At 65.5% G+C, this 26769-nt stretch carries 20 protein-coding genes; 10 read left to right on the forward strand and 10 right to left on the reverse strand.

The annotated features are described in order from the left end of the window. Positions 1-106 precede the first annotated feature (106 nt). From ACJ7C5_RS03130 to ACJ7C5_RS03140, 3 genes are all read left to right on the forward strand, one after another. On the forward strand, positions 107-3100 hold the full coding sequence (locus ACJ7C5_RS03130) for a TonB-dependent receptor domain-containing protein (protein WP_412703018.1): 2994 nt from the start codon (positions 107-109) through the stop codon (positions 3098-3100). A 186-nt stretch (positions 3101-3286) separates the two neighbouring features. Then, the gene (locus ACJ7C5_RS03135; RefSeq protein WP_412703019.1) at positions 3287-5389 is read left to right on the forward strand and encodes a M13 family metallopeptidase; all 2103 of its coding nucleotides are present in this window, start codon (positions 3287-3289) and stop codon (positions 5387-5389) included. A 222-nt stretch (positions 5390-5611) separates the two neighbouring features. Continuing rightward, positions 5612-7621, forward strand: a complete 2010-nt coding sequence (locus ACJ7C5_RS03140; protein ID WP_412703020.1) for a M13 family metallopeptidase — start codon at positions 5612-5614, stop codon at positions 7619-7621. 131 nt (positions 7622-7752) lie between these two features. Here the strand turns inward: ACJ7C5_RS03140 and ACJ7C5_RS03145 are convergent, their stop codons facing one another. Together ACJ7C5_RS03145 and ACJ7C5_RS03150 are read right to left on the reverse strand one after the other, a co-directional pair. Continuing rightward, positions 7753-10782 (reverse strand): TonB-dependent receptor, encoded by a 3030-nt coding sequence (locus ACJ7C5_RS03145; RefSeq protein WP_412703021.1) that lies wholly within the window; start codon positions 10780-10782, stop codon positions 7753-7755. Positions 10783-11254: 472 nt separating this feature from the next. After that, positions 11255-11560: a hypothetical protein gene (locus ACJ7C5_RS03150; RefSeq protein ID WP_412703022.1), complete on the reverse strand. Its 306-nt coding sequence runs from the start codon at positions 11558-11560 to the stop codon at positions 11255-11257. A gap of 217 nt (positions 11561-11777) precedes the next feature. Here ACJ7C5_RS03150 and ACJ7C5_RS03155 point away from each other — a divergent pair, with 217 nt between their 5' ends. The 3 genes from ACJ7C5_RS03155 (at position 11778) to ACJ7C5_RS03165 (ending at position 14276) form a co-directional block, all read left to right on the forward strand. After that, positions 11778-12041: a hypothetical protein gene (locus tag ACJ7C5_RS03155; protein WP_412703023.1), complete on the forward strand. Its 264-nt coding sequence runs from the start codon at positions 11778-11780 to the stop codon at positions 12039-12041. Positions 12042-12122: 81 nt separating this feature from the next. After that, positions 12123-12617, forward strand: coding sequence for a VOC family protein (locus tag ACJ7C5_RS03160; RefSeq protein ID WP_412703024.1), 495 nt, complete (start codon positions 12123-12125; stop codon positions 12615-12617). A gap of 75 nt (positions 12618-12692) precedes the next feature. Further along, a complete protein-coding gene (locus ACJ7C5_RS03165) occupies positions 12693-14276 on the forward strand; it encodes a phytoene desaturase family protein (RefSeq protein WP_412703025.1) in 1584 nt (527 codons plus the stop codon). 174 nt (positions 14277-14450) lie between these two features. On the opposite strand, the gene ACJ7C5_RS03170 is transcribed toward ACJ7C5_RS03165, so the two are convergent. The 7 genes from ACJ7C5_RS03170 to ACJ7C5_RS03200 form a co-directional block, all read right to left on the reverse strand. After that, positions 14451-15125: a rhomboid family intramembrane serine protease gene (locus ACJ7C5_RS03170; RefSeq protein ID WP_005410509.1), complete on the reverse strand. Its 675-nt coding sequence runs from the start codon at positions 15123-15125 to the stop codon at positions 14451-14453. Between the two features lie 93 nt (positions 15126-15218). After that, a complete protein-coding gene (locus tag ACJ7C5_RS03175; RefSeq protein ID WP_406753028.1) occupies positions 15219-15647 on the reverse strand; it encodes an MGMT family protein in 429 nt (142 codons plus the stop codon). Next, the gene (locus ACJ7C5_RS03180) at positions 15554-16474 is read right to left on the reverse strand and encodes a DMT family transporter (RefSeq protein ID WP_093999804.1); all 921 of its coding nucleotides are present in this window, start codon (positions 16472-16474) and stop codon (positions 15554-15556) included. The genes ACJ7C5_RS03175 and ACJ7C5_RS03180 overlap by 94 nt, the downstream gene beginning before the upstream one ends. Positions 16475-16631: 157 nt before the next feature. Next, positions 16632-17990 (reverse strand): glutathione-disulfide reductase, encoded by a 1359-nt coding sequence (gene gorA / locus ACJ7C5_RS03185; RefSeq protein WP_412703026.1) that lies wholly within the window; start codon positions 17988-17990, stop codon positions 16632-16634. Further along, positions 17987-19237 (reverse strand): NAD(P)/FAD-dependent oxidoreductase, encoded by a 1251-nt coding sequence (locus tag ACJ7C5_RS03190; RefSeq protein ID WP_097048941.1) that lies wholly within the window; start codon positions 19235-19237, stop codon positions 17987-17989. The genes gorA and ACJ7C5_RS03190 overlap by 4 nt, the downstream gene beginning before the upstream one ends. A gap of 3 nt (positions 19238-19240) precedes the next feature. Next, positions 19241-20458 carry a DUF418 domain-containing protein gene (locus ACJ7C5_RS03195; RefSeq protein ID WP_412703027.1) on the reverse strand — a complete coding sequence of 406 codons (1218 nt, stop codon included), beginning with the start codon at positions 20456-20458 and terminating at the stop codon, positions 19241-19243. 126 nt (positions 20459-20584) lie between these two features. Beyond that, entirely contained in the window at positions 20585-21067 is a 483-nt protein-coding gene (locus ACJ7C5_RS03200; protein ID WP_088026695.1) for an FKBP-type peptidyl-prolyl cis-trans isomerase, read from the reverse strand. 73 nt (positions 21068-21140) lie between these two features. Here ACJ7C5_RS03200 and ACJ7C5_RS03205 point away from each other — a divergent pair, with 73 nt between their 5' ends. Together ACJ7C5_RS03205 and ACJ7C5_RS03210 are read left to right on the forward strand one after the other, a co-directional pair. After that, a complete protein-coding gene (locus ACJ7C5_RS03205) occupies positions 21141-21719 on the forward strand; it encodes a C40 family peptidase (RefSeq protein WP_065428014.1) in 579 nt (192 codons plus the stop codon). Positions 21720-21850: 131 nt separating this feature from the next. Continuing rightward, positions 21851-22624 (forward strand): C40 family peptidase, encoded by a 774-nt coding sequence (locus ACJ7C5_RS03210; RefSeq protein ID WP_010482985.1) that lies wholly within the window; start codon positions 21851-21853, stop codon positions 22622-22624. Positions 22625-22849: 225 nt separating this feature from the next. Here ACJ7C5_RS03210 and ACJ7C5_RS03215 read toward each other — a convergent pair whose 3' ends face one another. Next, the gene (locus tag ACJ7C5_RS03215; protein ID WP_006381938.1) at positions 22850-24184 is read right to left on the reverse strand and encodes a dicarboxylate/amino acid:cation symporter; all 1335 of its coding nucleotides are present in this window, start codon (positions 24182-24184) and stop codon (positions 22850-22852) included. Between the two features lie 154 nt (positions 24185-24338). Here ACJ7C5_RS03215 and ACJ7C5_RS03220 point away from each other — a divergent pair, with 154 nt between their 5' ends. Together ACJ7C5_RS03220 and ACJ7C5_RS03225 are read left to right on the forward strand one after the other, a co-directional pair. After that, positions 24339-26045: an alkaline phosphatase gene (locus tag ACJ7C5_RS03220; RefSeq protein WP_412703028.1), complete on the forward strand. Its 1707-nt coding sequence runs from the start codon at positions 24339-24341 to the stop codon at positions 26043-26045. Then, positions 26042-26587 carry a WG repeat-containing protein gene (locus ACJ7C5_RS03225; protein ID WP_125427046.1) on the forward strand — a complete coding sequence of 182 codons (546 nt, stop codon included), beginning with the start codon at positions 26042-26044 and terminating at the stop codon, positions 26585-26587. Before ACJ7C5_RS03220 ends, ACJ7C5_RS03225 begins: the two co-directional genes overlap by 4 nt. The last annotated feature ends 182 nt before the right edge of the window (positions 26588-26769 follow it).

The raw sequence follows: 26769 nt of genomic DNA on the forward strand, positions 1-26769 counted from the left end.
GCGTTAAGGGCATGTTAGGTTCGCGTCAAGTCAGGACGACATCTGAACATCAACATAACAATCGCATGGAAGCGAAAGAATTTTGTCCACTAGGGGGATTCACTCGATGACGTACCACCGCACTCCCGGCCGCCAGCCGCTGACCAACGCTCTACTGATCGGTCTGATGATGACTGCCGCAGGCCCGGCCCTGGCCCAGGAAGCCAGCTCCGGCTCCAACCCGGTCGATCTGGACCGCGTCAGCGTGACCGGCTCGCGCATTGCGCGTACGGGCTTCGTGACCTCTTCACCGGTTACCGCCATTACCGCTGAAGAAATCCGCCAGACCGGCGCGCTGACCATCAGCGACCTGATGAACAAGATGCCGCAGCTGGCACCGTCGTTCACCCTCGGCAACTCCACCCGCTACATCGGTACCGCCGGCCTGGGCCTGATGGACCTGCGTGGCATGGGCTACGACCGCACCCTGGTGCTGGTCAACGGCCGCCGCCATGTCGGCGCCAACCCGGGCAGCACCTCTGTCGACGTCAACACCATTCCAGTGGAGTGGATCGAACGCGTTGAAGTGATCACCGGTGGCGCCTCGGCCATCTACGGCGCGGACGCCGTGGCCGGTGTGGTCAACTTCATCATGAAGAAGAACTACGAAGGTTTCGAAGCCCGCGCCCAGAAGGGCATCGCGGGTGAAGGCGGCTTCAACCGCGGCTTCGTGTCGGCCACGGCGGGCACCAACTTCGCCGACGGCCGCGGCAATGTGGCCGTCGCCGTCGAGTACAGCGAGCAGGGTCGTTTCGGCCGTGGCGACCGTTCGATCGGTCAGCGCTACGACGTGACCGTGCCCAATCCGAACTTCGACAGCACCAAGCCGCCGAGCGAGAGCAACCCGCAGACCGTCCTGGCACGTCCGGGTGGCAACTACTCCACCTCCTACGGCGGCACCTTCGACCTGGGCGGCAAGTTTGATTTCACCAAGCCGGGCACCTACCAGTACCGCTACCACTTCAATCCGGACGGCAGTTTCAGCCGCAACCGCTTCGATGGCCCGGTGGTCAGCCCGAGCACCTGCGTCAACTGTGATTTCGCCGATCTGAACGCCGTTGCCGACCTGCAGCCGAAGTTCGACCGCGTCAGCGTCAACACCGTCGCCCACTTCGACCTGACCGACAAGCACCGCCTGTTCTTCGAAGGCAAGTACACCAAGACCGAATCGACCTTCTTCGGCCAGCCCGCTTTCGACAGCACCCTGCGTATCCGTCGTGACAACGCCTTCATCAGTCCGGAGCTGGGCGCGCTGATGGACGCCAACGGCGTCAACCAGTTGCAGATGGCCCGCTTCAACGTCGATGCCGGCCGCCGTGGTGAAGAGGTCAAGCGTGAGACCAAGCGCTTCGTCCTGGGCATCGAAGGCATGTTCGGCGACAACTGGAGCTACGAGGCTTCGGGCAACTATGGCGAGACCGAGATCAACCGCGTCAACGTCAACAACCGCATCAACGAGCGCTGGCAGGCCGGCCTGGATGCCGTCCGCGATCCGAGCGGCAAGATCGTCTGTCGTGTCGACCTCGACCCGAATGCCACCAACATCAATGCAGGTGGCCGCAAGTACAACCGCGACCTGATCGGCTCGGGCTGCATTCCGTTCAGCGTTCTGGGCAACGGTGCCGTGTCGCAGGAAGCGGCCGACTGGTTCAACACCCGTTCGCACTACTTCGGTAAGCTTCAGCAGACCGTGTTCAGCGCATCGGTGAACAACAGCTCGCTGTTCTCGCTGCCGGCCGGTGACGTCGGTATCGCGGCCGGCGTGGAATACCGCAAGGAAAAGAGCCTGGAGCGCACCGATCCGCTGGCGGCTTCCGGTGCCACCTTCCTCAATGCCATCAACGGCGGCGGCGGCTCGTACAACGTCAAGGAAGTGTTCGCCGAAACCAACATCCCGCTGCTGGCCGACATCCCGGGCATCCGCCGCCTGTCGCTGGACCTGGCTGGCCGCTATTCGGACTACAACACCATCGGTTCGACCAAGACCTGGAACGTCGGCCTGGATTGGGAAGTGATCCCGTCCCTGCGCGTCCGCGGTACCCTGGCCAAGGCCATCCGTGCTCCCAACATCGGTGAACTGTACGACGAGCAGTCGCAGAACTTCGCCACCATCAACGATCCCTGCAACACCAACGCCACCAACTCGAACCGTCCGGCCACCGCTGGCGATCCGGCACTGCGCGCCGCCAATTGCGCTGCGCTGGGCATTCCGGCCAACTGGGTTGACTCCTACAGTGCCAACCGTCCTGGCCTGAGCGGCGGCAACCCGGACCTGAAGCCGGAACGCGCCGAGTCCACCTCGATCGGCTTCGTCTGGCAGCCGGAGTTCTTCGAAGGCTTCGGCATGTCGGTCGACTACTGGCGCATCACCCTGAAGGATGCGATCGGCTCGGTCACCGCGCAGACGCTGGCCACGCGCTGCGTCGACTCGCCGGGGGGCATCAACAACTCCTTCTGCGACAAGATCAAGCGCGCACCGATCGGCGGCGCAACCGGGGCCAACGGCGCCGAGTTCCCGGCGTACAGCATCTACGACTGGACCGCACTGGCCGAGAACCTGGCCAAGAGCCGTCGTACCGGTATTGACCTGGAAATGAACTACGACTTCGGCATGTTCGGTGGCCACACCAACCTGCGCCTGGTCGGTACCCGCCTGCTGGAATCGCGTGAATGGGAGTTCCAGGACTTCCCGAGCGACTACAAGGAACGCTCGAACTACGTGACCAATCCGCGCTGGCGCGGTCAGTTCACCGCCAAGTACACGCTGGGCAACTTCCGCGCCAGCTGGGACATGGTGTACATCCATCGCAACCTGCGCGTGTTCCCGGAGAGCTACAACAGCAACCCGGGTTCGCAGAGCCCGATCTGGAACCCGTCGTACACCTACCACAACATGCAGATCGGCTACAAAATGGCTGATTCCGGTGTCGAGGTGTACCTGGGCGTGGACAACGTGTTCGACAAGGATCCGCCGGTCAACTACTTCGGTGCGGACCTCGGCTCGGCCTACTACGACAACGTTGGTCGCTTCATGTATATGGGCGTCAACTACAAGTTCTGATTCTTCCGGACTTGATGCAACCCGCAGACCCGGCTTTTGCCGGGTCTGCTTTTTTGTGCCCGTAAAGCCCCCCTTGCGCCCGGCCATGACCTTCGACACCCTTGCAGGGCAGGCCGGCGGCGTATCGTTCGGCCCACGGCCGTCCCGCGGCCCTTCCCTGACTCACTCGGCCTGGAGGCCATTCAAGTGACCCGTACTCCCAAGATCGTGCTGCTGACCCTGGCCGTTTCGGCCGCATTGGTTGGCTGCGGCAAGACTGAAGCCCCGGCCAAGGACGCCACCGCCTCCACGCCGGCTGCGACCGAAGCCACCCACTACACCCTGGACGAGAGCAAGCTGCCGGCCTACAACGCCTTCCAGCCCAGCGATCTGGATACCAGCAAGGACGCCTGCGGTGCCTTCGGCGACTACGTCAACAGCAAGTGGCTGGCCGCCAATGAAATTCCGGGCGACCGCACCAGCTGGGGCGCCTTCACCATCCTCGACGAGCGCTCGGTGGCCGTACAGCACCAGCTGGCCGAGCAGGTCGCACAGGTGAAGAACCCGAACCACATCGAGAAGATTGTCGGTGACCTGTGGGCCACCGGCATGGACGAGGCCAAGATCAACGCCCAGGGCATCGAGCCGTTGAAGGCCGACCTGACCGCGATCGACGGCCTGCAGGACAAGGCGGCCATCGCCAACTACCTGCGCAGCAGCGCCGCCAAGGGCGACAACGTCCTGTTCGGCTTCGGCGCCGAAGCCGACTTCAAGAACTCGGCGGTGAACATGGCCTACGCCAGCCAGGGCGGCCTGGGCCTGCCGGACACCACCTATTACACCGATGCCAAGAACGCCGACAAGCTGAAGGCCTACCAGGCGCACGTCGCCAAGGTGCTGGAACTGTCCGGTGTCGCCGCCACCGATGCGGCCAAGCAGGCCGAGGAAGTCGTCAAGTTCGAGACCCGCCTGGCCAAGGCCTCAAAGTCGCGCGTGGAGCTGTCGCGCAACGTCGAGCTGTTCTACAACCCGGTCACCCTGGCCGACGCCGACAAGCTGACCCCGAACTTCAGCTGGACCGAGTTCTTCAAGTCGCAGGGCGTGGCCGCACCGGAGAAGTTCTCGCTGGCCATGCCGGCTTTCCATGAGGAAGTGAGCAAGGCACTGGGCGACACCGATCCGTCGGTGTGGCGCGCCTACCTGCGCTTCCACACCGTGGACAGCGCCTCGCCGTACCTGGCTGATGCCTTCGTGCAGGAGAACTACGAGTTCTACGGCAAGACCCTCAACGGTCAGAAGGAACAGAAGCCGCGCTGGAAGCGCGTGCTGGGCACCATCGAGAACGATGCCGGTGAAGCCTTCGGCCAGCTGTACGTGAAGGTGGCCTTCTCGCCGGAAGCCAAGGCGAAGATGGAAGAGCTGGTGAAGAACCTGGCCGCGTCGCTGAAGGAACGCATCCAGGGCCTGAGCTGGATGAGCGAGGAAACCAAGGCCAAGGCCATCGCCAAGTGGGAAACCTTCACCCCGAAGATCGGTTACCCGGACAAGTGGCGTGACTGGGCGGGCCTGCAGACCCAGCGTGACAGCTACCTGGGCAACGTGCGCGCCGCCAGCGAATTCAACTACAAGTTCAACCTGTCCAAGATCGGCAAGCCGGTGGACAAGACCGAGTGGGGCATGACCCCGCAGACGGTCAATGCCTACTACAACCCGCTGCAGAACGAGATCGTGTTCCCGGCCGCCATCCTGCAGCCGCCGTTCTTCGATCCGAAGGCCGACGACGCGCTGAACTACGGCGGCATCGGTGCGGTGATCGGTCATGAGATGACCCACGGCTACGACGACCAGGGTGCGCGCTTCGGGCCGACCGGCAACATGGAAGACTGGTGGACCCCTGCCGACAAGAAGAACTTCGAAGGCCTGACCGGCAAGCTGGTCAAGCAGTTCGACCAGTACAAGGTCGACGGCCAGGCAGTGAACGGCCACCTGACCCTGGGCGAGAACATCGCCGACCTGGGTGGCCTGGCCACCGCCTACGATGCCCTGCAGAAGGCCACCGCCGGCAAGGAAGATGCAAAGGTCGATGGCTTCACCCGCGACCAGCGCTTCTTCTTCAACTGGGCCACCGTGTGGCGCACCAAGTACACCCCGGAGAACGCCAAGGTCCGCCTGGCCACCGACCCGCACGCCCCGGCGCAGTTCCGTGCCATGGGTGCCCCGTCGAACCTGCCGACCTTTGCCGCGGCCTTCCAGTGCAAGGCCGGTTCGCCGATGGCCCGCACCGGCGAGCAGCAGGTGGTGATCTGGTAAGCCACGGCTGACGCTGCGGCAGACCTGCAAAGGCCCGGGGGTTTCCGGGCCTTTGTTTTTCCGGGGTGTTTTTCATCCACGCATGGCGTGGATCTACTGATCTCGGCACTCCCCGGTAGCGGCCGACCCTGGTCGGCGAAAGCAGCGTGATGCGTGCATGCCGCGTCGATGCGCGGCTTGCTATAGTGCGCGCGCCCTCAATCCATCACGGATTCGTTCCACATGCCCAATTTCCGTCCGCTTGCCATCGCCCTGGGCATCAGCCTGGCGACCCTGGTCCCGACCCACGATGCGTTCGCCGCCGCCAAGAAAAAGGCCGCGCGCGCCCCGGCTGTCAGCGCCCAGTGCAGCGACTTCTACGACGCCACCAATGCAGGCTGGCTGAAGGCCAACCCGGTACCGCAGACCGGTGCCATCACCGCACTGGGCCAGCTGGTCGACCGCAGCCGCCAGCAGCAGCGCGAACTGCTCGACGCGGCGATGAAGTCGCCGCAGGGCAACGTGCAGAAGCTGCTGGGTGATTTCTGGGCCAGTGGCCTGGACGAAGCGGCCGTGGAAGCGGACGGTTCCAACCCGATCGCGCCGCTGCTGACCCGCATCAACGCGATCAAGAAGGCCAAGGATGTACCGGCCTCGATCGCGGCACTGCACCAGGTCGGCATCCCGGTGGCCTTCAACTTCGGCCCGGACGTCGACCTGAAGGCACTGGACCGCCACATCGGCTACTTCATGCAGGGCGGCATGGGCCTGCCGGATCCGGCGTTCTATACCCGTACCGACGCTGACACCGTGGCCCTGATGGGGCGCTATCGCAACTACGTCAAGCAGATCCTGGCGCTGACCGGCACCCCGGCAGCCAAGCTGGATGCCGAGTCGCAGGCGGTAATCGCGCTGGAGACCGAGCTGGCACGCAATGCGCAGTCGCTGGCCGGCATCAACAACCCGTTCAACAACTACGCGCCGATCTCCACCAAGGAGCTCAACAGCCGTTACCGCAATCTGCAGCTGGACGCGTTCCTGAAGGCACAGGGCGTGGATGACGACCTGGTCTCGCTGGCCGACCCGGGCCTGTTCAAGCAGCTCGATGGCATGGTCACCAAGCTCAAGCCGGACCAGTGGAAGGCCTACCTGCGCTGGCGCGTGGGCGATTCGATGGCACCGTACCTGTCCAAGGCCTATCGCGACGCCGAGTTTGAATTCCGTGGTCGCGTGCTGCGTGGCGAGACCCTGCCGCCGCAGCGTTGGGAAGACGTGCTCGATGCGATCAACGTGGCCGCTGGCCCGATGGTCGGTCGCGAATACGCCGCCCGTTACCTGTCGGCCGAAGACCGTCGCCAAGCGGCGTGGATCGTCGACAAGGTGCGCGAAGTGCAGATCGAAGCGGTCAAGAACAGCAGCTGGATGAGTGCCGAGGCCAAGACCGAAGCGCAGGCCAAGCTGGCCGCGCTGAAGATCGAGATCGGCACCCCGCTGCGCGACCTCGACTACAGCGTACAGCCGATGGGCCGTGGCTCGTTCGGCGGCAACATGCTGATCGCTTCGACCTGGCGCCATCGCGAGGAAATGAAGCGCATCGGCAAGGGCAACGCCGACCGCCGCTGGGATGTGCTGCCGCAGCAGCCGTCGCTGGCCTACGACCTGGCACAGAACCGCCTGATCGTCACCGCCGCGATCCTGCAGGGCCCGGTGTTCAACGCCAAGGCCGACGCCGCCGACAAGTTCGGCAGCTTCGGTGGCCTGGTCGGCCACGAACTGACCCGTGCGATCGATGCAAAGGGCGCTCTGGTCGACGCCAAGGGTGAACTGCGCAGCTGGTGGACTCCGGCCGACAAGACCGCCTGGACCCTGCTGGGCAACCGCGTGGCCGCGCAGTACGGCGCCTACGACTTCCCGGGCGTGAAGGGTGCCAAGGTCAACGGTACGCTCACCCAGGAAGAGAATCTGGCCGACATCGCCGGTCTGGAACTGGCCTGGGCGGCCTACACCGCACAGGAACCGAAGGCCAAGCAGGCCCAGCAGCAGGGCTTCTTCCGCGCCTGGTCTGCACTGTGGGCGCAGCAGCTGGCGCCGAACGAGGCCGTGCGCCGCCTGACCGCCGACATCCGTGCACCGGGCGTGTGGCGCAGCAACGGTGCGCTGGCCAACCTGCCGGCCTTCGGCGCCACCTTCAGCTGCAAGGCCGGCCAGCCGATGCAGCGCAGCGAAGCCGACCAGATCAAGGTCTGGCGCTGAGGTTTGACGGTTTGGTGACGAAGAAAGGGCGCCTCCGGCGCCCTTTCTTTTGTAGAAAAGGTTTAAAAATGGGCCCTGACGGATCAGGGCCAAACCACCCCGCGTGGAGAGAGAGCCTCTATACGCGCAGGTCAAAAGTCGTACGACGCGCTCAGGCGTACCGTTCGCGGTGGCGTGAAGTAAGTGCCCATGCCGTACAGGTTGGAGACCGTTCCCGGCCCAGTCTGGTACTTCGCGGTCGACTGGCGCTGGCGCCGTTGGTTAAGCACGTTGAATACGTCCAAGCCAAGACCGAGTCGGTTCTCGGCGAACGCCGGCCGATACATCAGGCCCATGTCCAGTTGTGCCGTCCACGGCTGTCGGCCCGCATCGCCGGGCCGCGAAGGCTGGCCGTTGCAGTAGTGGTAGGAGGAACCGTAGCCACCGGCAGGGTCGCTCTGATCCGCACCGTAGAAGCCCAGGCAGCTCTTGGGCATCCCCGACATCACCCGCATTGTCGCCGAGGCCGTCCATTCGTCATTGACCTGATAGGCGCCGAATGCCTTCAACTGGTGCCGACGATCATTGGCGAGGTAGCCACCGGCGTACTCCATCAGCGACACCGCATCCCAGTCCTGCGTCTTGGAGACATCATCCTGGCCGATATCCGACTTCACCTGGCCTTCGGTATTGCCGAAGCTGCGCGACCAGGTGTAGTCAACGCGTCCGTACCAGCGGTCGGACATGGGGTGCTCGATGAACAGGTCGATGGCAACGTACTGACGCTTCGCCTTCTTGCCGTCATAGCCCCAATCCGACGAACTCATGCTGACCGGCGTGTAGCCGGAGCCGTCTCGGTGTCTGACTTGGAAAGTGTTGGTGCGGCCAGGGTTGAAGATCACACATCCAGGCAGTTCGTACCCGTCAGGATCCAGGCCCATCCCAGCCAGCCTCTCGGCAAAGCGATCGGAGTCGCAGATATCGTCAATGGCCGACTGCAGACGGCGGAAGCTTAGCTTTGCACCGCTGTTCCATGCAGTTCCCAAGGTCTTTTCGAAACCGAGGATCAGTTCGTCCTGGTACTGCGAACGCAGGTCGGTCGGCGCTACCGAGCGCGGATCAGGGGCCTGCCCATACTCGCCATTGGTCGACACCGGCCCCGGCCCCAGCGGCGTGAGGCCGGTCGGGTTGCCGTTGGCATCGATGCCGGTATAGGTGAAGTACTCACGCGTATAGGTCGAGGCGGATGCGCCGCGGATGGCCACGCTGTTGGGCAGCGCCAGGTAGTAGCGGCCGAGGTTGGCGAAGACCTTCAACGACGCATCGCCGAAGACATCCCAGCTGGCACCCAGCCGTGGCGCCAATTGGTCGCCGCTCTCCACGTAGGCCTTGCCGTCGCTGTTGTAGTTGGTGAAGCGATCATTGCGCAGGCCGAGCGTAAGCAGCCAGTCGGGCGTCAGCTGCCAGCGGTCCTCCAGGTAGTAGGCCTTCTGCTTCACCGACATGCTGGTCGTGGTGGAGAAAATGTACTTCTGCACGAAGTAGCCATCGCCACCGGGGGGCGTGATACCGAAACCGGGACTGGGCGACGCACCGGGATTGCCGCGGGAATAGATCCAGGCATGGCCGGGGCCGGTCATCGATTGACCTTCGTTGTGTGCCCGGTAGGTCATGTTGTCGATACCGGCGGTCAGCTCGTGGGTGCCGATGCGGTACTGCAGGTCCATGCGCAGGCCCTGTGTGGTGCTTCCTGCATCGGACGCCTTGGTGTACAGGTCGGGCTGGTCGTTGCGGACCGGGGTGCCGCCGTTCAACGACGGATCCTGGTTGCCGGCGCCGCTGATGTAGGGATTGCCCGATGCCAGCGGATTGAACTCCAGATTGGCGGTGCGGGTGCGACCCCACACAGTGCTGAAGGTCAGCGCATCATTGAGATAGCCGGTGTACTTGAAGATATCGACATCGGTGGTGGCCTTGGTCGTATTGGGGAACGTGCTGGTGCGATCCCCCTCCTGCAGCGTGGTGTAATCGAAGGCCGTGTAGTAGCCGCCAGAACGGTCGGTATCCTGGAAGCGGGTGTACTCAAGGGTATTGCTGTCGTTGATGTTCCAGTCCAGCTTGCCGTAGAACTTCGGGGTGTCTACACGGTAGTGGTTTCGCGCCTGCTGCGCGGCGGCTTCACTGGCGGTTGACACCCCTTCGCGCCGATTGGACTCCGCGGCCAGATGGATGAACAACCGGTCCTCGATCAACGGCCCACTGACATAGCCGCTGTAGGTGGTGGTGGTTTCCTTATCGCCACGCCGGTAGCGATAAAGCGTGCCAGGTTTGGCCTCGTTCTCGTAGGCATATCCTTCCGGTAGGCCCATGTCCGGGTACTTCACCGATGCCGGAGACTCGGCGAGCCCGGCCGGTGCCCAGGTGACCTGCGCACCGAAGCGCCACGCGTTGGTGCCGCGCTTGCCCAGCTGATTGATCACGCCACCGGTGGAGCGTCCGTAGCCTGCACCGTAACCACCTGTAAATGTCTCCTGCTGGTCGATGGAGCCATACGGCAGACTGATACCACCGAGGTTGTTGAGCGGGTTGGTGACGTTGAAACCATTGAGATAATAGGCATTCTCGGTGACGCTGGAGCCACCGAACGACAGCACCGAGCGCGATCCATTCAGGAACGCACCGCTGCCGGCCACCACACCGGGGGCGAGCAGCGCGATCGATTCAGCGCTGCGCCCCAACGGCAGCACGTCCAGCTGCTCGGAGGTGATGACGGACTTGGAGACGGTGTGGGTGATATCGATCTTCGGAATGTTGGCCGCGGTGACATTGACCGCATCCAGCGTCGTGGCCGGGCCATGCGCGGCGAAGCTCACTTCGGTGCCGCTGCCCACCCGCAGCTGCACGTTGTCCTGCTGTTCGATGATGCGCCCATCGCGCTGCAGGCTGATGCTGTAGCGGCCTATCGGTAACGCGCCAAAGCTGTATCGCCCCTGCGCATCAATGGCGGCTGTACGCTTGAGGCCACTGTCGCTCTGGGCAACGACGATTGCGCCTTCGGAACTCGCCGCGGTGCCGTACAGAGTGCCGGTGGTGCTCTGCGCAGCAACGCTTCCGACGATGGAAAACAATAGTGCCGAAAGCGCACTGCGCTTCAGCACACGATGTGTGGATGCAACTGCCATGAAGCTCTCTCCGGTGATGGAACTGCCGGAGAGTTATAGGCACGTGTGTGTCGTGAAGGGCAGTGCATCGACTTCCAACGAATCATGCCGAAAGCATCAGATCAGCAGACATGGGGCCATCGCAGACATGCGTCATGTCATTGAAAAAACTACTGATCAGGCCGCGAATGGCATCCGTTGCGCCCATCATCGTGACGCCGCAGATCAGACTGTATCCGACACGCGACGGCGAGTAATACGTCGTCGTGTCTGCTTGGCATTCCGGAAATTAGTTCCGATTCCGACACTCAATTTTTATGCGCGCACGTTCCAGTACTCGATGCGCTGGCTCCAGTCCCTCCCGGGAATGCACGTTGCGGCCGACCTGTGACGCGCCGATCTCAACATCGACTACGAACCACCTGCACACCACGTGCCTGAAGCTGTTCTCGCCGGATAGCAACGCGCGTGGCAACGGGGTGCCCGGTATCGATCAGCAGCGCGGTATCAGCGGCGGCAGGCCGCCGCCCCGCCGCACCTCCGCCCTGCCCTGCCAACATCGCGCCGCCGCCGGCGCCGGCCGCTCGCACCTCAACTGTTTGCGGATCAGCGCTTCGATGACCATCGTCGGAATGTAAACACCGTCATCGGCCTCGGCCAGCAAATGCCAGCTCTGCAGTATCGACGCGCCATCGCCCCTGCCGACCGCATGCACGATCATGCCGAGGTGGTGCTCGCCAAATTTCACCAGGTTCAGCACCGTGCAGAACCACGGCGACAACAGCTCCAGCGACGGCAAGGTCGGCCACATCCAACAACAAAAAATGCAAGCTACTCAGCGGTATCCGGCCCGGCACCGTCACGATGAAGCGTCGGCTTTCGGCCAGGCACGATCTCCCCCACCGCGACGCGGCTTCAGCGGCTCGCCGGCATCGCCGACCACCGCCCGCATCACGTTCAGGCCGACACCTGCGTAGGGCGATGGCAAGATGCGACCTTACGCGCTGATGATGTCCATGCGCATAGCCATCGTCCTCAGCAGTGCGGCGGTCAGCACCGGAGCGCTGGCGGCCGTAGTCCTGGAAGGAACCGGAGACATCAACCACCAGCGCCGGCCGCTCGGCCTGCAGAACCGGCGCCGGCAGTTCCAGTTGTGGCAGGTCGCCAGCAACCGTACCAATCGTCCTCCAAAAACCCCGTATCCGCTCAGGATCACGATCTTCACGCGTCGTCCCTGTTGTGCTGTCATGGATGGCAACTGGGCTGCAGCCGCATGGTAGCGTGGTCCCGCAGTGCAGCACGATCCCGGGTTAACACCGGGCGTGCTATCGCTGCGGCTTCGTCCACCGCGGAGCCCCGACATGGCACACAAGAACACGATCTGTGTCTGGTACGACAACGGCGCGCTCGAGGCCGCCACCTTCTACGCCAGCCTCCTGCCCGACAGCGCGGTGACCGCCGTGCATCACGCCCCCGGTGACTATCCCGACGGCAAGGAGGGCAATGTGCTGACGGTCGAGTTCACGGTCTGTGGTGTTCCCTGTGTCGGCCTCAACGGCGGCACCGCGTTCAAGCACAGCGAAGCGTTCTCCTTCCAGATCCAGACCGAGGACCAGGCCGAGACCGACCGCCTGTGGAATGCGATCGTCGGCAACGGCGGACAGGAGAGCCAATGCGGCTGGTGCAAGGACCGCTGGGGCATCTCCTGGCAGATCAGCCCGCGCATGCTGATCGAAGCGGTGACCAGCAAGGACAAGGCACTGGCCAAGCGCGCCTTCAACGCGATGATGCCGATGAAGAAGATCGACATCGCCACCATCGAAGCGGCAATCAAAAAAGGGGACGGAGGGCATTAAGTCGTTTCTCCCCATGCCCAGTGCTCAGATGCAGATTGCGACTTAGTTCCCTCCGTCCCCTTTTCCGAGGTGCTGATGACCTGGGATGCGATCATCATTGGCGGTGGCCACAACGGCCTGGTCTGCGCGGCCTATCTGGCGCGCGGCGGAAAGAAGGTGCTGGTGCTGGAACGTCGTGGCGTTCTCGGCGGCGCGGCAGTCACCGAGGAATTCCATCCCGGCTTCCGCAATTCGGTGGCGTCGTACACGGTCTCGCTGCTGCAACCGCAGGTGATTGACGACCTGCAGCTGCATGCGCATGGGCTGCGCATCGTCGCGCGTCCGGCCAACAACTTCCTGCCATTGCCGGACGGCCGCTATCTGTTGTCGGCACCTGGCCGCACTCAAGCCGAAGTCGCCAAATTCTCCGAGCGGGATGCACAGCGCTTGCCCGCGTACGAGGCACGCCTGGAGATTTTCGCCGACGTACTGCGTGCATGGGCCCTGCGCACGCCGCCGGACCTGGGTGCAGCGGGCGGTTGGCGTGCCCTGCCCGCCCTGTGGCAGATGGGCCGTCTCGGTCGTGAACTGGCCACGCTGGATGCCTCGCTGCGGCAGGAACTGCTGGACCTGTTCACGCTGTCGGCGGCGGAGTACCTGGACCGCTGGTTCGAGAGCGAACCCATCAAGGCCTTGTTCGGCTTCGATGGCATCGTCGGCAACTACGCAAGCCCGTATACACCAGGCAGTGCCTACGTACTGCTGCACCATGTGTTCGGCCAGTGCAATGGCGTGAAAGGTGCGTGGGGCCATGCGATTGGTGGCATGGGCGCGATCAGCCAAGCCATCGCCACCTCGGCGCGCGAGGCCGGTGCGGAACTGCGCGTGGAGGCCGGTGTGCAGCGCGTGCGGATTGAACAGGGCCGCGCGGTGGGTGTGGAACTGGTCAACGGCGAGATCCTGCGCGCACGCGCGGTGGTCGCCAACGTCAATCCGAAACTGCTGTACGAACAATTGCTGGAACCGGCACAGGTACCCAACGCAACACGCGAACGCATGGCGAACTGGCGCTGCGGTTCGGGCACCTTCCGGATGAACGTGGCGCTGTCGCGGCTGCCGGAGTTCCGCGCCCTGCCCGGCCCCGGCGATCATCTCAGCGCCGGCATCATCATGGCGCCCAGCCTGGAGTACATGGACCGGGCCTGGCTGGATGCGCGCCGCGACGGCTGGTCGCGCGAACCGATCGTGGAAATGCTCATTCCCAGTACGCTGGACGATTCGCTGGCACCGCGCGGGCAGCATGTAGCCAGCCTGTTCTGCCAGCACGTGGCACCGGTGTTGCCTGAAGGCCGCCATTGGGATGATCACCGCGAAACCGTGGCCGACCTGATGATCGCCACCGTCGAACGGTATGCGCCCGGCTTCGCCGACAGTGTTCTCGGTCGGCAGGTGCTGTCCCCGCTCGATCTGGAACGCACCTTCGGACTGGTCGGTGGCGACATCTTCCACGGCGCGCTGAGTGCCAACCAGTTGTTCTCGGCGCGGCCGATGGTCGGCCAGGCTGGCTACCGCGGCGCCCTGCCCGGCCTGTACCTGTGCGGCTCGGGCACCCATCCCGGTGGCGGTGTGACCGGTGCGCCCGGGCACAATGCCGCGCAGGTGGTGTTACGGGATCTCTGAAGGCGTGCCAACCAAGGTTGGGAACTACCGGGCAAGGTGTGCCGACCAACGGTCGGCACCTACCGCGTCAAATGATCCCATTCAAAGCGTGCCAACCAAGGTTGGCACCTACCCGCGTGGGAGAAGGTGTGCCGACCAACGGTCGGCACCTACAGCGTCAAATGATCCTTCGGATCATTTGACGCTGCGCAGATGGTTCGGGCGCTTCGGCGGGCCTGGCGGGCGGCGCTTGTTGAACGGCGGCTGCCCACGCCAGTAGCGGATCAGCAACCAGCCGAACAGCATGCCGCCGAGGTGCGCGAAGTGGGCCACGCCCGGCTGCCAGCCGGTCATGCCCAGCACCAGCTCGCCCACGCCGAACAGGATCACGAAGGTGCGTGCCTTCATCGGAATCGGGGGGAACAGCAGCATCACCCGCTGGTTGGGGAACAGCATGCCGTAGGCCAGCAGCAGGCCGAACACGCCGCCGGAAGCGCCCAGCACCGTGGCGGGGTTTTCCAGCAGCGTACCCACCAGCAGCTGGCAGACGCCGGCACCGGCCACGCACACCAGGTAGTACAGCAGGAAGCGCTTTTCGCCCCAGGTCTGCTCCAGCGGCGCGCCGAACATGAAGACCGCCAGCATGTTGAAGAACAGATGGCCGAAGCTGCCATGCAGGAAGCCGTAGGTCAGCAGCTGCCAGGGCTGGAAGTTGCCGCCCGGCGAGAATGCGTCGAAGCCCTGCTGCAACGGCTGCAGCATGAACGGCTCGAAGGTCTGCATGCCGAGCAGGAACGGCTGCTGCAGCAGGAACAGGATCGCGTTGGCGATCAGCAGGGCCTTGGTGACGGTTGGCAGTCGCGGGAACATGGGAGCACCGGCATGGAACGGCCTCCATCATAGCCGCAGCACCGTGTCTTGTTGGCGACCGGCAGGCGCAGCCTGTTCAGTCGCCAGCGGTGCTCAGCCCGGGCCCCACACGGCGGCATCCAATGCCGCCGCCGGATCAGTCGCGGGCATCCGCACCCGGCCGTTCTCCACCACCACGCCCTCCGCGCGCAACCGCTGTGACTGCTCGCGCCAGCCCGCCGACCCTTCCTCCATGGCGATGCGCCCATCCGAGCGCAGCACGCGGTGCCAGGGCAGGTCCGGGTCGTCGTTCTGGCCCAGGATGCGCGCGGTCAGCCGCGCACGCCCGGGCAGGCCTGCGCGCATCGCCACCTGCCCATAGCCCATCACCTGCCCCGCCGGGATCGCGCGGATCACCGCCAGGATGCGCGCACGCGCCTGCTCCGGCGTCAGCGCCGCAGGCGGGTCACCAGCAGAACGCCGATCAGCACCAGCACGGTGCCGGCGATCTGCGCCGGCCCCATCGGTTCGTCGAGCAGCCATAGGCTCATCACGATCGTGGAAACAGGGCCCAGCATACCGACCTGCGCGGCCAGCGACGAACCCACGCGCTGCACCGCCAGCATGATCGCCAGCACCGGCAGCACCGTGCACACGGTGGCATTGACCAGCGACAACCACTGCACCGGCGCCGGTGCCTGCCACAGCAGTGGCAGCGGATGGGTCACCGCGAAATGCAGCAGCACCAGCACGCTGGCCACGCAGCTGGCATAGGCGGTCAGCCGCACCGCACCGATGCGCGCGACCACCTGGCCGCTGCCGAACAAGTACAGCGCATAGCTGAGTGCACTGCCCAGCACCAGCAGGCTGCCAACGATGATCTGCCCGCCCTCACGCTGCAGGTCATGACCGAACGCCAGCAACACGCCCAGATAGCTCAGCACCAGCGCGCCGATCTGCCACCGGCCCGGCCGCTGGCGCGCCAGCAGCACGTTGATCAGCAGCACCAGGGTCGGGTTCAAGTACAGGATCAGCCGTTCCAGGGTCACGCTGATGTACTGCAGCCCCTGGAAGTCGAGCAGGCTGGACAGGTAGTAGCCGGTGAAACCCAGCCACAGCACGCGGGCACGGTCGGCCCAGGACAGCGGCTCGGCCCTGCGTGCAGCCCACAGTGCCATCAGTACGAACAGCGGCAGCGCCATCAGCATGCGCAGCGCGAGCAGCGTGGTGGCATCCACGCCATGACGCAGGCCGAGCTTGACGATGATCGCTTTGCCGGAGGCGGCAATGGCGCCGATCGCGGCCAGGCCGATGCCACCCAGCGCGATGCGTGGGGAAGCGGTGGCGATACGGGAAGTGGGGCTGGACATCAGGACGACGGCGGGCCGCGCGGGGCGGCTGGGGAAAGCTTGGGGCGGCCATTGTCGCATGGAGGCGTCCGATCCCCTGTAGAGCCGAGCCCGCGCTCGGCTGCACCATGTCTGGCGAAAAGCAGCCGAGCATGGCTCGGCTCTACAACGGCCCGGCTCAGCGCATCAGCACCACTTCCTCGGCCGAGGTCGGGTGGATCGCCACGGTGTCGTCGAACTGGGCCTTGGTCGCGCCCATCTTCACCGCCACCGCGAAGCCCTGCAGGATCTCGTCGGCCGCTTCACCCAGCAGGTGAATGCCCACCACCCGTTCTTCCGGACCGGCACAGACCATTTTGAACAGGCTACGCTGGGTACCGTTGGCCAGGGCCTGCAGCATCGGACGGAAACGGCTGTGGTAGACGCTCACCTGGTCGAAGCGCGCGCGCGCTTCCTCTTCGCTCATGCCCACCGCGCCCAGCGGCGGATGCGAGAACACCACGCTGGCCACGTTCTCGTAATCCATCTTCGACTGCGGGCGGCCACCGAACAGGCGGTCCATCAGGCGCCGCGATGCCGCCACCGCCACCGGGGTCAGGCCAACCTTGCCGGCGATGTCCCCCACCGCATGCACGCTCGGCACGCTGGTGGTCTGCCATTCGTCCACCTGCACCTGCTGGTGCTCACCGATGCCGATGCCGAGCGCTTCCAGACCGAGGTCACGGCTGTTGCCGCGGCGGCCGGTGGCGAAGAACACCGCGTCGAATACGCTGTCGAGCGGGCCGTCATGACCGAACGCACGCACGCGTTCGCCATCGCGCTGCAGTTCGCGCAGGCGATAGTCGAAATGGATGCGCACGCCCTGTTGCTTCAGGTTCTCGGCCAACTGATCGGTCAGCTCGTAGTCGAAGCGCTCCAACAGGCGCTTGCCGCGCACCAGCAGGCTGACCTTGCTGCCCAGTGCCTGCAGCAGACCGGCCAGCTCCACCGCGATGTAACCGCCACCGATGATCGCCACCTCGGCCGGTGCCGCGCGCAGATCGAAGAAATCATCGGAAACCAGGCCCAGTTCCGCGCCGGGAATGTCGGGCCGCAGCGGGTGTGCGCCGGTGGCGATCAGGATGTGCTCGGCGCTGTAACGCACGCCATCGCTGCAGGCCACGGTATGCGCATCGAGCAGATGACCGCGCGCCGGAATGCGCACCACGCCGGTTTCATCCAGGCGCTTGTGATAGCTGGTGTGGATGTTGCTGATGTAGGCCTGGCGGTGGATCACCAGTTCCTTCCACGACAGCGCCGGGCGCGCTTGGACGTCGAAGCCCATCGCACTGGCCAGGCCGATGCGCTCGTGCAGGTCTGCCGCCAGCCACATGGCCTTCTTCGGCACGCAGCCGACATTGACGCAGGTCCCGCCCAGTTCACCAGGCTCCAGCATCGCCACGCGCTTGCCGTGCTGCGCGGCGCGGATCGCGCCGGCCAGGCCGGCGGAGCCGCCGCCAAGGACGATCAGGTCGTAATCATAGGGTGCTGTGCTCATCGGAATCGCTCGGGTCGGTAAGGGGCAGGATCGATCGCTGGCGTGCGGCCGCAGACGAGATCGGCGATCAGCTGGCCGGTGCCGGCGCTCATGCTGATGCCGAGCATGCCATGCCCCGCTGCAAGCCAGACGTGAGGATGCGCAGGCGCGCGGCCGATCAACGGCACGTCGTCCACGCTCATGGGGCGCCAACCGCACCACTGTTCCTGCAGCTGCGCACCGCGCGGCGCACGCAGGTAATGATCGGCAGCCTGCTGCAGGGCCTGCAGGCGGGTCGTGCGCAGCTGCGGATCGGCACCGGCGAATTCCATGGTGCCGCCCAGTCGCAACGCCTCGCGCCAGGCAATCACGAACACGGAATGGTCCTTCAGGACCACCGGGCGCTTCGGCACCTGAGACGGTCGCGACCAGGTCAGCGAATAACCCTTGCCGGGCTGGATCGGCACGCGCAGGTCCAGTTGCCGCGCCCAGCGCGGCGACCACGGCCCGGTCGCCAGCACCAGCTCGCGTGCGTGCAGCGTGCGTTCGCCGATGTGCACGCGCACACCCTGCGCGTCGGCGCTGAAATCCTGCACGTCCGAGTGCTCTTCGATCACCACGCCCTGTGCGCGCAGCACGCGCGCCAGTTCGGCGGTGTAGCGGTCCGGACGCAGCTGCGCATCTCCCGGGAAGTGGATCGCACCGGCAAGGCGATCATGGAACGCTGGATTGTCGCGCGCGTAGTCGGCGCCATCGATGCATGCCGTGGCAATGCCCTGCGCGTTCAGCGCCTCACACTCGGCAGCGTGGTGATCGAAATTGCGGGCGTCACCGAACACATAGTCCAGACCGCGCGCCTCGAATTCGCAGTCCAGCGCATGCGTCTGCACCCACTGCGCCAGGCGCAGCCGTGAATCATTCAACAGTGCGCCGCGTGCCCGCGTGGAGTGCAGCCAATCACGCGCGTTGCAGCGCGCCCCGAACTGCAGCAGCCAACGCCACAATGCAGGGTCCAGGCGCGTACGCACGTACAGCGGCGCACGCGGATCGAGCATCCAGCGCAGCGCCCGCAACGGCACACCAGGCGCTGCCAGCGGTGGCGCATGGCTGGGGGTGATGGTGCCGCAGTTGCCATGCGAGGTCGCGCCGCCGATGCGCCCTCGGTCGATCACCCGCACCTGCCGGCCCTGCGCGCGCAGCGCCAGCGCGGCGGCCAGTCCAATGGCACCGGCGCCGACCACGATCACATCCTCGCGCGCGCCCTGCATCGATCAGCCCTGCCCGGCCCCACGCCGCATCGGCGGCCACTGCCGGTAGGTCATCGCACGCCACAACCATTCCATGGGCCCGAAACGGAAGCGGCGCAACCAGACGTGCGAAAGGGCCACCTGCACGGCAAACAACAACAGTGCGAACAGCAGCTGCACGCTGCGCGTCATCACCTCGAACCAACCCAGTCCGTAGTGATAGAAAAGCAGCGTGCAGACCAGCGACTGCGCCAGGTAATGGGTCAGCGCCATGCGCCCCACCGGGGCCAGCCACGCGAGTCGCGTGCGCCAGTGCACGATCCACGCCAGGTAGCCCAGGCACATCGGCAGTCCGCCGATCGTCACCAGTGCCATTGCGGCTGTCACCGGCAGGTCGTAGGCCCCCGGTGCCAGGTAGGGCTTCCAGGCAACACCGATCAACGTGACCAGCAGGCCCAGCGGCAACGCGATCCAGCGCAGCGACGCATACAGCCGCGGGAAGCGCTCCGGCGCCGCCAGCGCACCACTGCCGGCGAACCAGCTGCCGATCAGGAACATGCCCAACACTTCCGGGCCGGTGATCAGCAGCGCGCCCATCGACGTGCCGAACTCGCTCAGCCGCTGCACATTGGCCTGCATCCAGCTGCCCTGCCCATAGACCTGCCGCTGCAGCTCGATGCTCTGCTGCGCGTCGGTGAGCATCTTCTGCACGTCTTCCGCCGAAGCCATCGACACCATCGCGCCGACCAGCAGCATCATGGCCACGCCGCCCAGATAGACGATCACGCCCATCCATGGCAACCAGCTGCGTGGTGCCTCTCGGCAGGCCAGCAACGGAAGCGAGATCAGCGCATACATCACCAGGATGTCACCGGACCAGACCAGCAGTGCGTGGCACAGGCCGATCAGCAGCAGGCCAGCGCTGCGACGCAGGTAGAACGGGGTGAAGTCGCGTCCGGCCACTTCGGCGCGTTGCGCCATCACCGCAAAGCCGGCGCCGAACAGCAGCGAGAACAGGGTGAAGAACTTGCCCTGCACGAACACGTAGACGAAGGCATCGGCCCAGTAGTCGATGCCCTGCCAGTGCACGTCGATGCCGGTGAAGGCCAGATCCAGCGGTCCGCTGAAGGCCTCGATGTTCATCAGCAGGATGCCCAGCAGCGCGGCACCGCGCAGCACGTCCAACACGGCGATGCGTTCGCCGGAAGCCACCGGCTGCAGGGAAGGAGAAGCGGCGTTCACGGGGAGTCCGTCAGGCAGGTCCGCCATTATGCCGCCGGCCCACACGCCATGGATGGCCGCGTCGTGTTCCAGAAACGCAACGGCCCGCCAAAGCGGGCCGTTGCTGCCATCACGATCGCGCTGCAATCAGTGGTGGTGGCCGCCGTCGCCGTGGACGTGGCCGTGGTCGATCTCTTCCTGGCCGGCTTCGCGCACGTCAACGATTTCAACGTCGAAATGCAGGTCCTTGCCAGCCATCGGATGGTTCAGGTCGACGTCGACGACGCTCATGCCGACCTTCTGCACGGTCACCGCACGCGGGCCGAAGTTGGTCTGCAGCACCACCTGCTGGCCCGGGGCCAGCTTGGTGTTGCCGAAGTGCTTCTTCGGCACGCGCTGGGACAGGCCCTCGCGGCGCTCGCCGTAGGCATCGGCGGCCTTGACGTCGACGTTGAAGGTCGCGCCGGCTTCCTTGTCCATCATGGCGTTTTCCAGGCCCGGGATGATGTTGCCGTGACCGATCAGGATCGCCAGCGGCTCGCCGCGGTCCTTGGACGATTCGATCGGCTCCTGGCCGACTTCGGAAACGGTGTAGTGGAAGCGGACAACGCGGTCTTTTTCGATCTTCATGCGCAACTCTGTCTGGATCTGCCGAAGGCAGGCGGGTTGGGGCGGGTTGTCGCCCGGCGGGGACGCCGCCATCATGACGGCCAATCCTAAGGTGGCGCATTATCCGGAGATCATGCACATCACGCCAGTTTCGTCCGGCCTGCGCCGGCTCCTCGCCCCGGCCCTGCTGCTGGCCCTGCCCGTGCTGATGACCGCCTGCGGCGGCGGCAAGGCCACCCGCCCCGCGCCGCCCCCGCCGACGGCGAACTGGCCGAAGACCGTGCCGGACAACCCCGAGGCGGCCAACTCGGTGCTGATGCGTGCCATCAGCCTGGTCGGCACGCCCTACCGCTACGGCGGCAACACCCCGGACTCTGGCTTCGACTGCAGCGGCCTGGTCGCCTATGTCTATCGCGAGATGCTGGACCTGAAACTGCCGCGCACCTCGCGCGACCTCGCGGCGGTACAAGGCCCGAAGATCGATCCGCAGCGCCTGGCCACCGGCGACCTGGTGTTCTTCGGCAGCCGCGGCAGCGTCACCCATGTCGGTATCTATGTAGGTGAAGGGCGCTTCGTGCACGCGCCGAGCACCGGCGGCACGGTACGCCTCGACTCGCTCAGCGGCCCCTACTGGAAAGACCACTACACAGGGGCGAAACGCGTCCTTCGCTAAAATGAACAGGCGATATGTTCAAAACTGTGACACCCATCACCCATAAGCTAACGATTTACTAACGGAATTTTTAACTTATTGCCGCTTTTACAGGGCATGATGCCCCATCGTTTTTTTCCTGTGACCGACGCGTGACGACTGACGACCTGAAAAGCGAAGGCCAGACTTCCGTATCTTCACGCAGTGCCCGCCCGCTGTTGCTTGGCCTGGCACTGTGTCTGACCAGCCTTCCGGCCTGGTCGCAGACTGCTCCGAACCGTTCCGATGTGACCCCGGCCCCGGTGGCCGAGAGCACCGCCCGACCGGCCACCAAGGCCGAGGCTGCTGCCCCGCAGCGCAGCCGCGTCGATGCCGCCGCCAGCGCCACGCTGGCCGCCCTGCTGCCGCACCTGGCCGCCAATGACACCATTCCGCTGATGGACCGCTCGGCCGTGGTTGCCGGCGACCTCAGCCGCCTGCTTGCCAACTACGACACCAGCAGCGCTGCCAATGGCAGCGTTGTCGGCACCGCCGCCGACAACGGCAAGGTGCAGTCGCTGCTGCGTCGCGCAATGACCCTGCTGGGTACCCCGTACCGGTGGGGTGGCAGCAACCCGGACAGCGGCTTCGATTGCAGCGGTCTGGTCGGCTACGTGTTCCGCTCGGCCCTGGGCATCGAGCTGCCGCGCGTCTCGCGCGAGATGGCCCACGACGACAACGCCGAACTGATCAACGACCGCACCGCGCTGGCCGCAGGTGACCTGGTGTTCTTCGGCCGCAAGGGCCGTGTTGACCACGTCGGCATCTATGTCGGCGACGGCCGCTTCCTGCATGCGCCGAGCTCGGGCAAGGACGTCCGCGTGGACACCCTGCTCAGTGGCTACTGGGGCAACAAGTTCATGCAAGCCCGCCGGGTCGACCTCTGACCCGCTGGCGCTACGGCGCCGCCTGAAAGACAAAAAGCCGCTGCCCTGCAGCGGCTTTTTTGTTGGGCCCATGCAACTGGTGGGTAGCGGCCGACCTTGGTCGGCACTGTCGCCATCCACGCATGGCGTGGATCTACCAGGGCCCACCTTGGCCGCCACCGCACCAGCCAGCTCCCAAACAGAAAAGCCCGCCGGTCAGGGCGGGCCTTTCATCTCCACGCAACCTCAGGCGCGTGGCGGTGTCGGGTCAGGATCGTCCACACCCACATTGCTGGACGGGTTGTCATACACCGCTTGGTCGAGCAGCCCGGTTTCCTTGGCCACGATCACCGGCACCAGCATCTGGCCGGTCACATTCGTCATCGTGCGCATCATGTCCAGGATGCGGTCGATGGCATACAGGTAGCCGATGGTCTCCAGCGGCAGATTGGCCGCGCTCAGCACCACCGTGGCCATGATCACCGCGGTACCCGGCACGCCGGCCGTACCGAAGCTGCCCAGCACCGAGGCGATCAGCACCACCACATACTGTTCCGGGGTCAGCGGCACGCCGCTGTACTGCGCGATGAACACCGCGCACAGCGCCGGGTAGATCGCACCGCAACCATCCATCTTGATGCTGGCGCCCAGCGGCACCGCGAACGAACCGTAGTCCTTGTTCACGCCCAGGTTGTGGGTGATCGAACGCAGCGCCACCGGCATCGCGGCGAAGCTCGACGAGCTGACGAAGGCGACCTGCATGCCCGGCGCCGCGCCACGGAAGAACTTCAGCGGATTCAGGCCGTGTGCCAGCAGCAGCGCGCTATAGACCACTACGATGTGCAGGGCGCAGGCCACGTACAGGGCAAGTACGAAATGGCCCAGCGGCAACAGCTTCTCGAAGCCATAGCTGCCGACCAGGCCGGCGATCAGGCCGAAGGTGCCGATCGGGGTGACTTCCAGCACGAAGCGGGTCACCTGGATCATGATGTCGCTCATCTGGCCAACCAGCTTGCGCGCCTCGGTCACCTTCTCGCCCAGCTTGACGATGGCAAAGCCCACCAGGCCGGCGAAGAAGATCACCGGCAGGATCGAGCCACGTCCAGCGGCCAGCACGGTTTCACCCGCTGCGTTGACCTTGGTGCCGATGCCGGACAGCGCATAGAAGACATTGGCCGGCACCACGTCCAGCAGCACCTGCACCACGCTGGGCACTTCGCGCGGCACGTAGTTGCTGGCCATCGACAGCTGCAGGCCACCGGCGCCGGGCTGCAGCACGGTGCCCACGCCCAGGCCGACGCACACCGCCAGCGCGGCGGTGATCACGAACCACAGGAAGGTGCGGCCACTGAGCGCGGCGACCGACTTCTGGCCGTGCAGCGACGAGATCGCGTTGATGACCGCGAAGAACACCAGCGGCACGGCGATCATCTTGATCAGGGTGACGTACAGTTCACCGAGCGGGCCGAACCACGTTTCCGCGGCCGGGCCGAGCGCCCAGCCGGCCAGCGCGCCGAGCACGAAGCCACCGACCACGCGCTGCCAGAATGGAATCCGCAGCCAGGCAGAGACCAGCTTCATAGGCAATCCAGAGGGGAAGGAAGGGATGCTGGCACGATAGCCCAAGGCGGCCCGCAGAACGACCGCCCGGCCGGCAAATCAGTGTGTCATCGGCGTGCCTTGCGGGGCCGGGCATAATGAACGTCCCGTTACAGTTTGTGAGATCCCAGCGTCCATGCGCCGTTCCGTCTCCCTGTTGGCCGCCTGCGCCACCACTCTGCTGCTGGGCGCCTGCGCCAGCACCGCCCCCGCATCCGCCCCGGCCGGCCTGAAGGTCGCCGTCGATCCCGTCGCCCATCCGGCCGGCGAGACCCCGCAGTGGTGGTACCGCAGTGGCGCCGCCCAGGCCGCCGCCAACGGTGCGATGTCCGGCAAGGCCAAGAACGTCATCCTGTTCCTCGGCGACGGCATGAGCCTGACCACCGTGGCGGCCTCGCGCATCTACGAAGGCCAGCAGAAGGGCGGCTCAGGTGAAGAGAACCTGCTGTCCTGGGAGCGCTTCCCGGCCACGGCGTTCAGCAAGACCTACAACACCGATTCGCAGACCCCGGATTCGGCCGGCACCATGACCGCCATCACCACCGGCGTGAAGACCCACATGGGCGCGATCGGCGTCAGCGCCGGCAGCCGCACCGACTGCGCCGACAGCCTGTCCAAGGGCCTGCTGACCTGGCTGCAACTGGCCGACAGCGCCGGCCTGGCCACCGGTGTGGTGTCCACCGCACGCCTGACCCATGCCACCCCGGCCGCCACCTACGCGCACTCGCCCGAGCGCAACTGGGAAAACGACACCGACCTGACTGAAGCCGCCAAGGCGGCCGGCTGCAAGGACATCGCCCAGCAGCTGCTGTCGACCTCGCGCTATGGCCGCGGCCCGCTGGTCGCCCTCGGTGGCGGCCGCGGCGAATTCACCACGGTGGAAGAGCGCGATCCGGAATACGACGACAAGGTCGGCCAGCGCCTGGATGGCCGCAGCCTGGTGCAGGAATGGCAGCAGGCGCACCCGCAGGGTGCCTACGTGTGGAACAGCAAGCAGCTGGCGGCGGCCGCGAATGCACCGGCCATCCTCGGCCTGTTCGAGCCGGACCACATGCGCTACGAATACGAGCGCCCGCAGGATCCGGGCGGTGAGCCGAGCCTGGCCGAACTGACGGCGGCAGCCATCAAGAATCTGGCCAAGCACCAGGAAGGCTACGTGCTGATGATCGAAGGCGCGCGCATCGACCACGCCAACCACAGCGGCAACGCCTACCGTGCCCTGACCGAGACCGTGGCCCTGTCCGACGCGGTGCGCGTGGCCAATGAACTGACCTCGGCCGACGACACCCTGATCATCGTCACCGCCGACCACTCGCACACGCTGAACTTCGTCGGCTACCCGGCACGCGGCAACCCGATCCTGGGCAAGGTGAAGGACAAGGGCGGCGAAGACGGCGCCGGCAAGCTGGACTATGCACTGGACGGCAGCGGCCAGCCGTACACCACGCTGAGCTACGCCAATGGCCCGGGCCATACCGGCAGCACCAACCAGCAGCCGGCCGGCGCCAAGCGCTATCCGCACAACCCGAGCAGCTTCGAACCGGCCAACGGTCGCCCGAACCTGCGCGAGGTCGACACCGAGCATCCGGACTACATGCAGGAAGCACTGGTGCCGATGAAGTCCGAGTCGCATGGCGGCGAAGACGTCGGTATCTGGGCACGCGGCCCGGGCAGCAAGGCGATCCGCGGCACGCTGGAACAGAACGCGATCTACCACATGATCGTGCAGGCCACCCCGGCCCTGCGCGAGCGCCTGTGCCAGGCCGGCACCTGCGATGACAAGGGCGTGCCGGTGCAGCTGCCGGCACCGACGGCCTTCGAACGCAAGGCCGAAGCCAAGTGATCGCACGGCAGGCCCGCCCTGCCCCCGCCAGCGGCCGCTTCGCGCGGTCGCTGGCCCTGCTTGGCGTGCTGGTCAGTGCCAATGCAGCGGCACAGGCACCGGCGTGCAAGCTGCTGACCGACGAACACGGGTTGTGGCCGCTGCCCAACTGCGAGGTGGTCGATCACCGGCCGAAGATCAGCGCCGATACGCTGAAGGACCTGAACTACGACGACCACGGCCTGGCCGTGGTGTATGCCGACCAGGGCTTCCACTACGTCGACCGCAAGGGCCGCAGCCTGCCGGTGCTGACCTGGGACAACGGTCCGGAAACGCCGCAGGAAGGCCTGCTGCGCGCCCGCGTCGGCAACCGCGTCGGCTACTTCAACCTGAAGTTCCGCCAGGTGGTACCCGGCACCTTCGATTTCGGGTGGCCGTTCCAGGATGGCGTGGCCGAGGTCTGCAACGGCTGCCGGCGCGGCACGCCGGATGCCGATGGCCACACGCCGATGGAAGGCGGAGAGCGGTTCCGCATCGACCGCTCTGGCCGTCGGGTGAAGTAGGTTTTTCGGCAGGGCTGCGCCCTGCACCTGCTACAAGCCAGAGCAACAGCAACAGCCAAAGCGGCTCTGGATTTCCGTTGGTTGGGCGGGGCGGTGTGGGTGGTCAGGACACGCCGTAAACCCGTCCTTGGGGGCTCGATGGCGCCATCCATGGCGCCAACGGTCCTGCCCACCCACACCGC

The organism is Nocardiopsis yanglingensis (assembly GCF_045809185.1).
Taxonomy (GTDB): domain Bacteria; phylum Pseudomonadota; class Gammaproteobacteria; order Xanthomonadales; family Xanthomonadaceae; genus Stenotrophomonas; species Stenotrophomonas yanglingensis.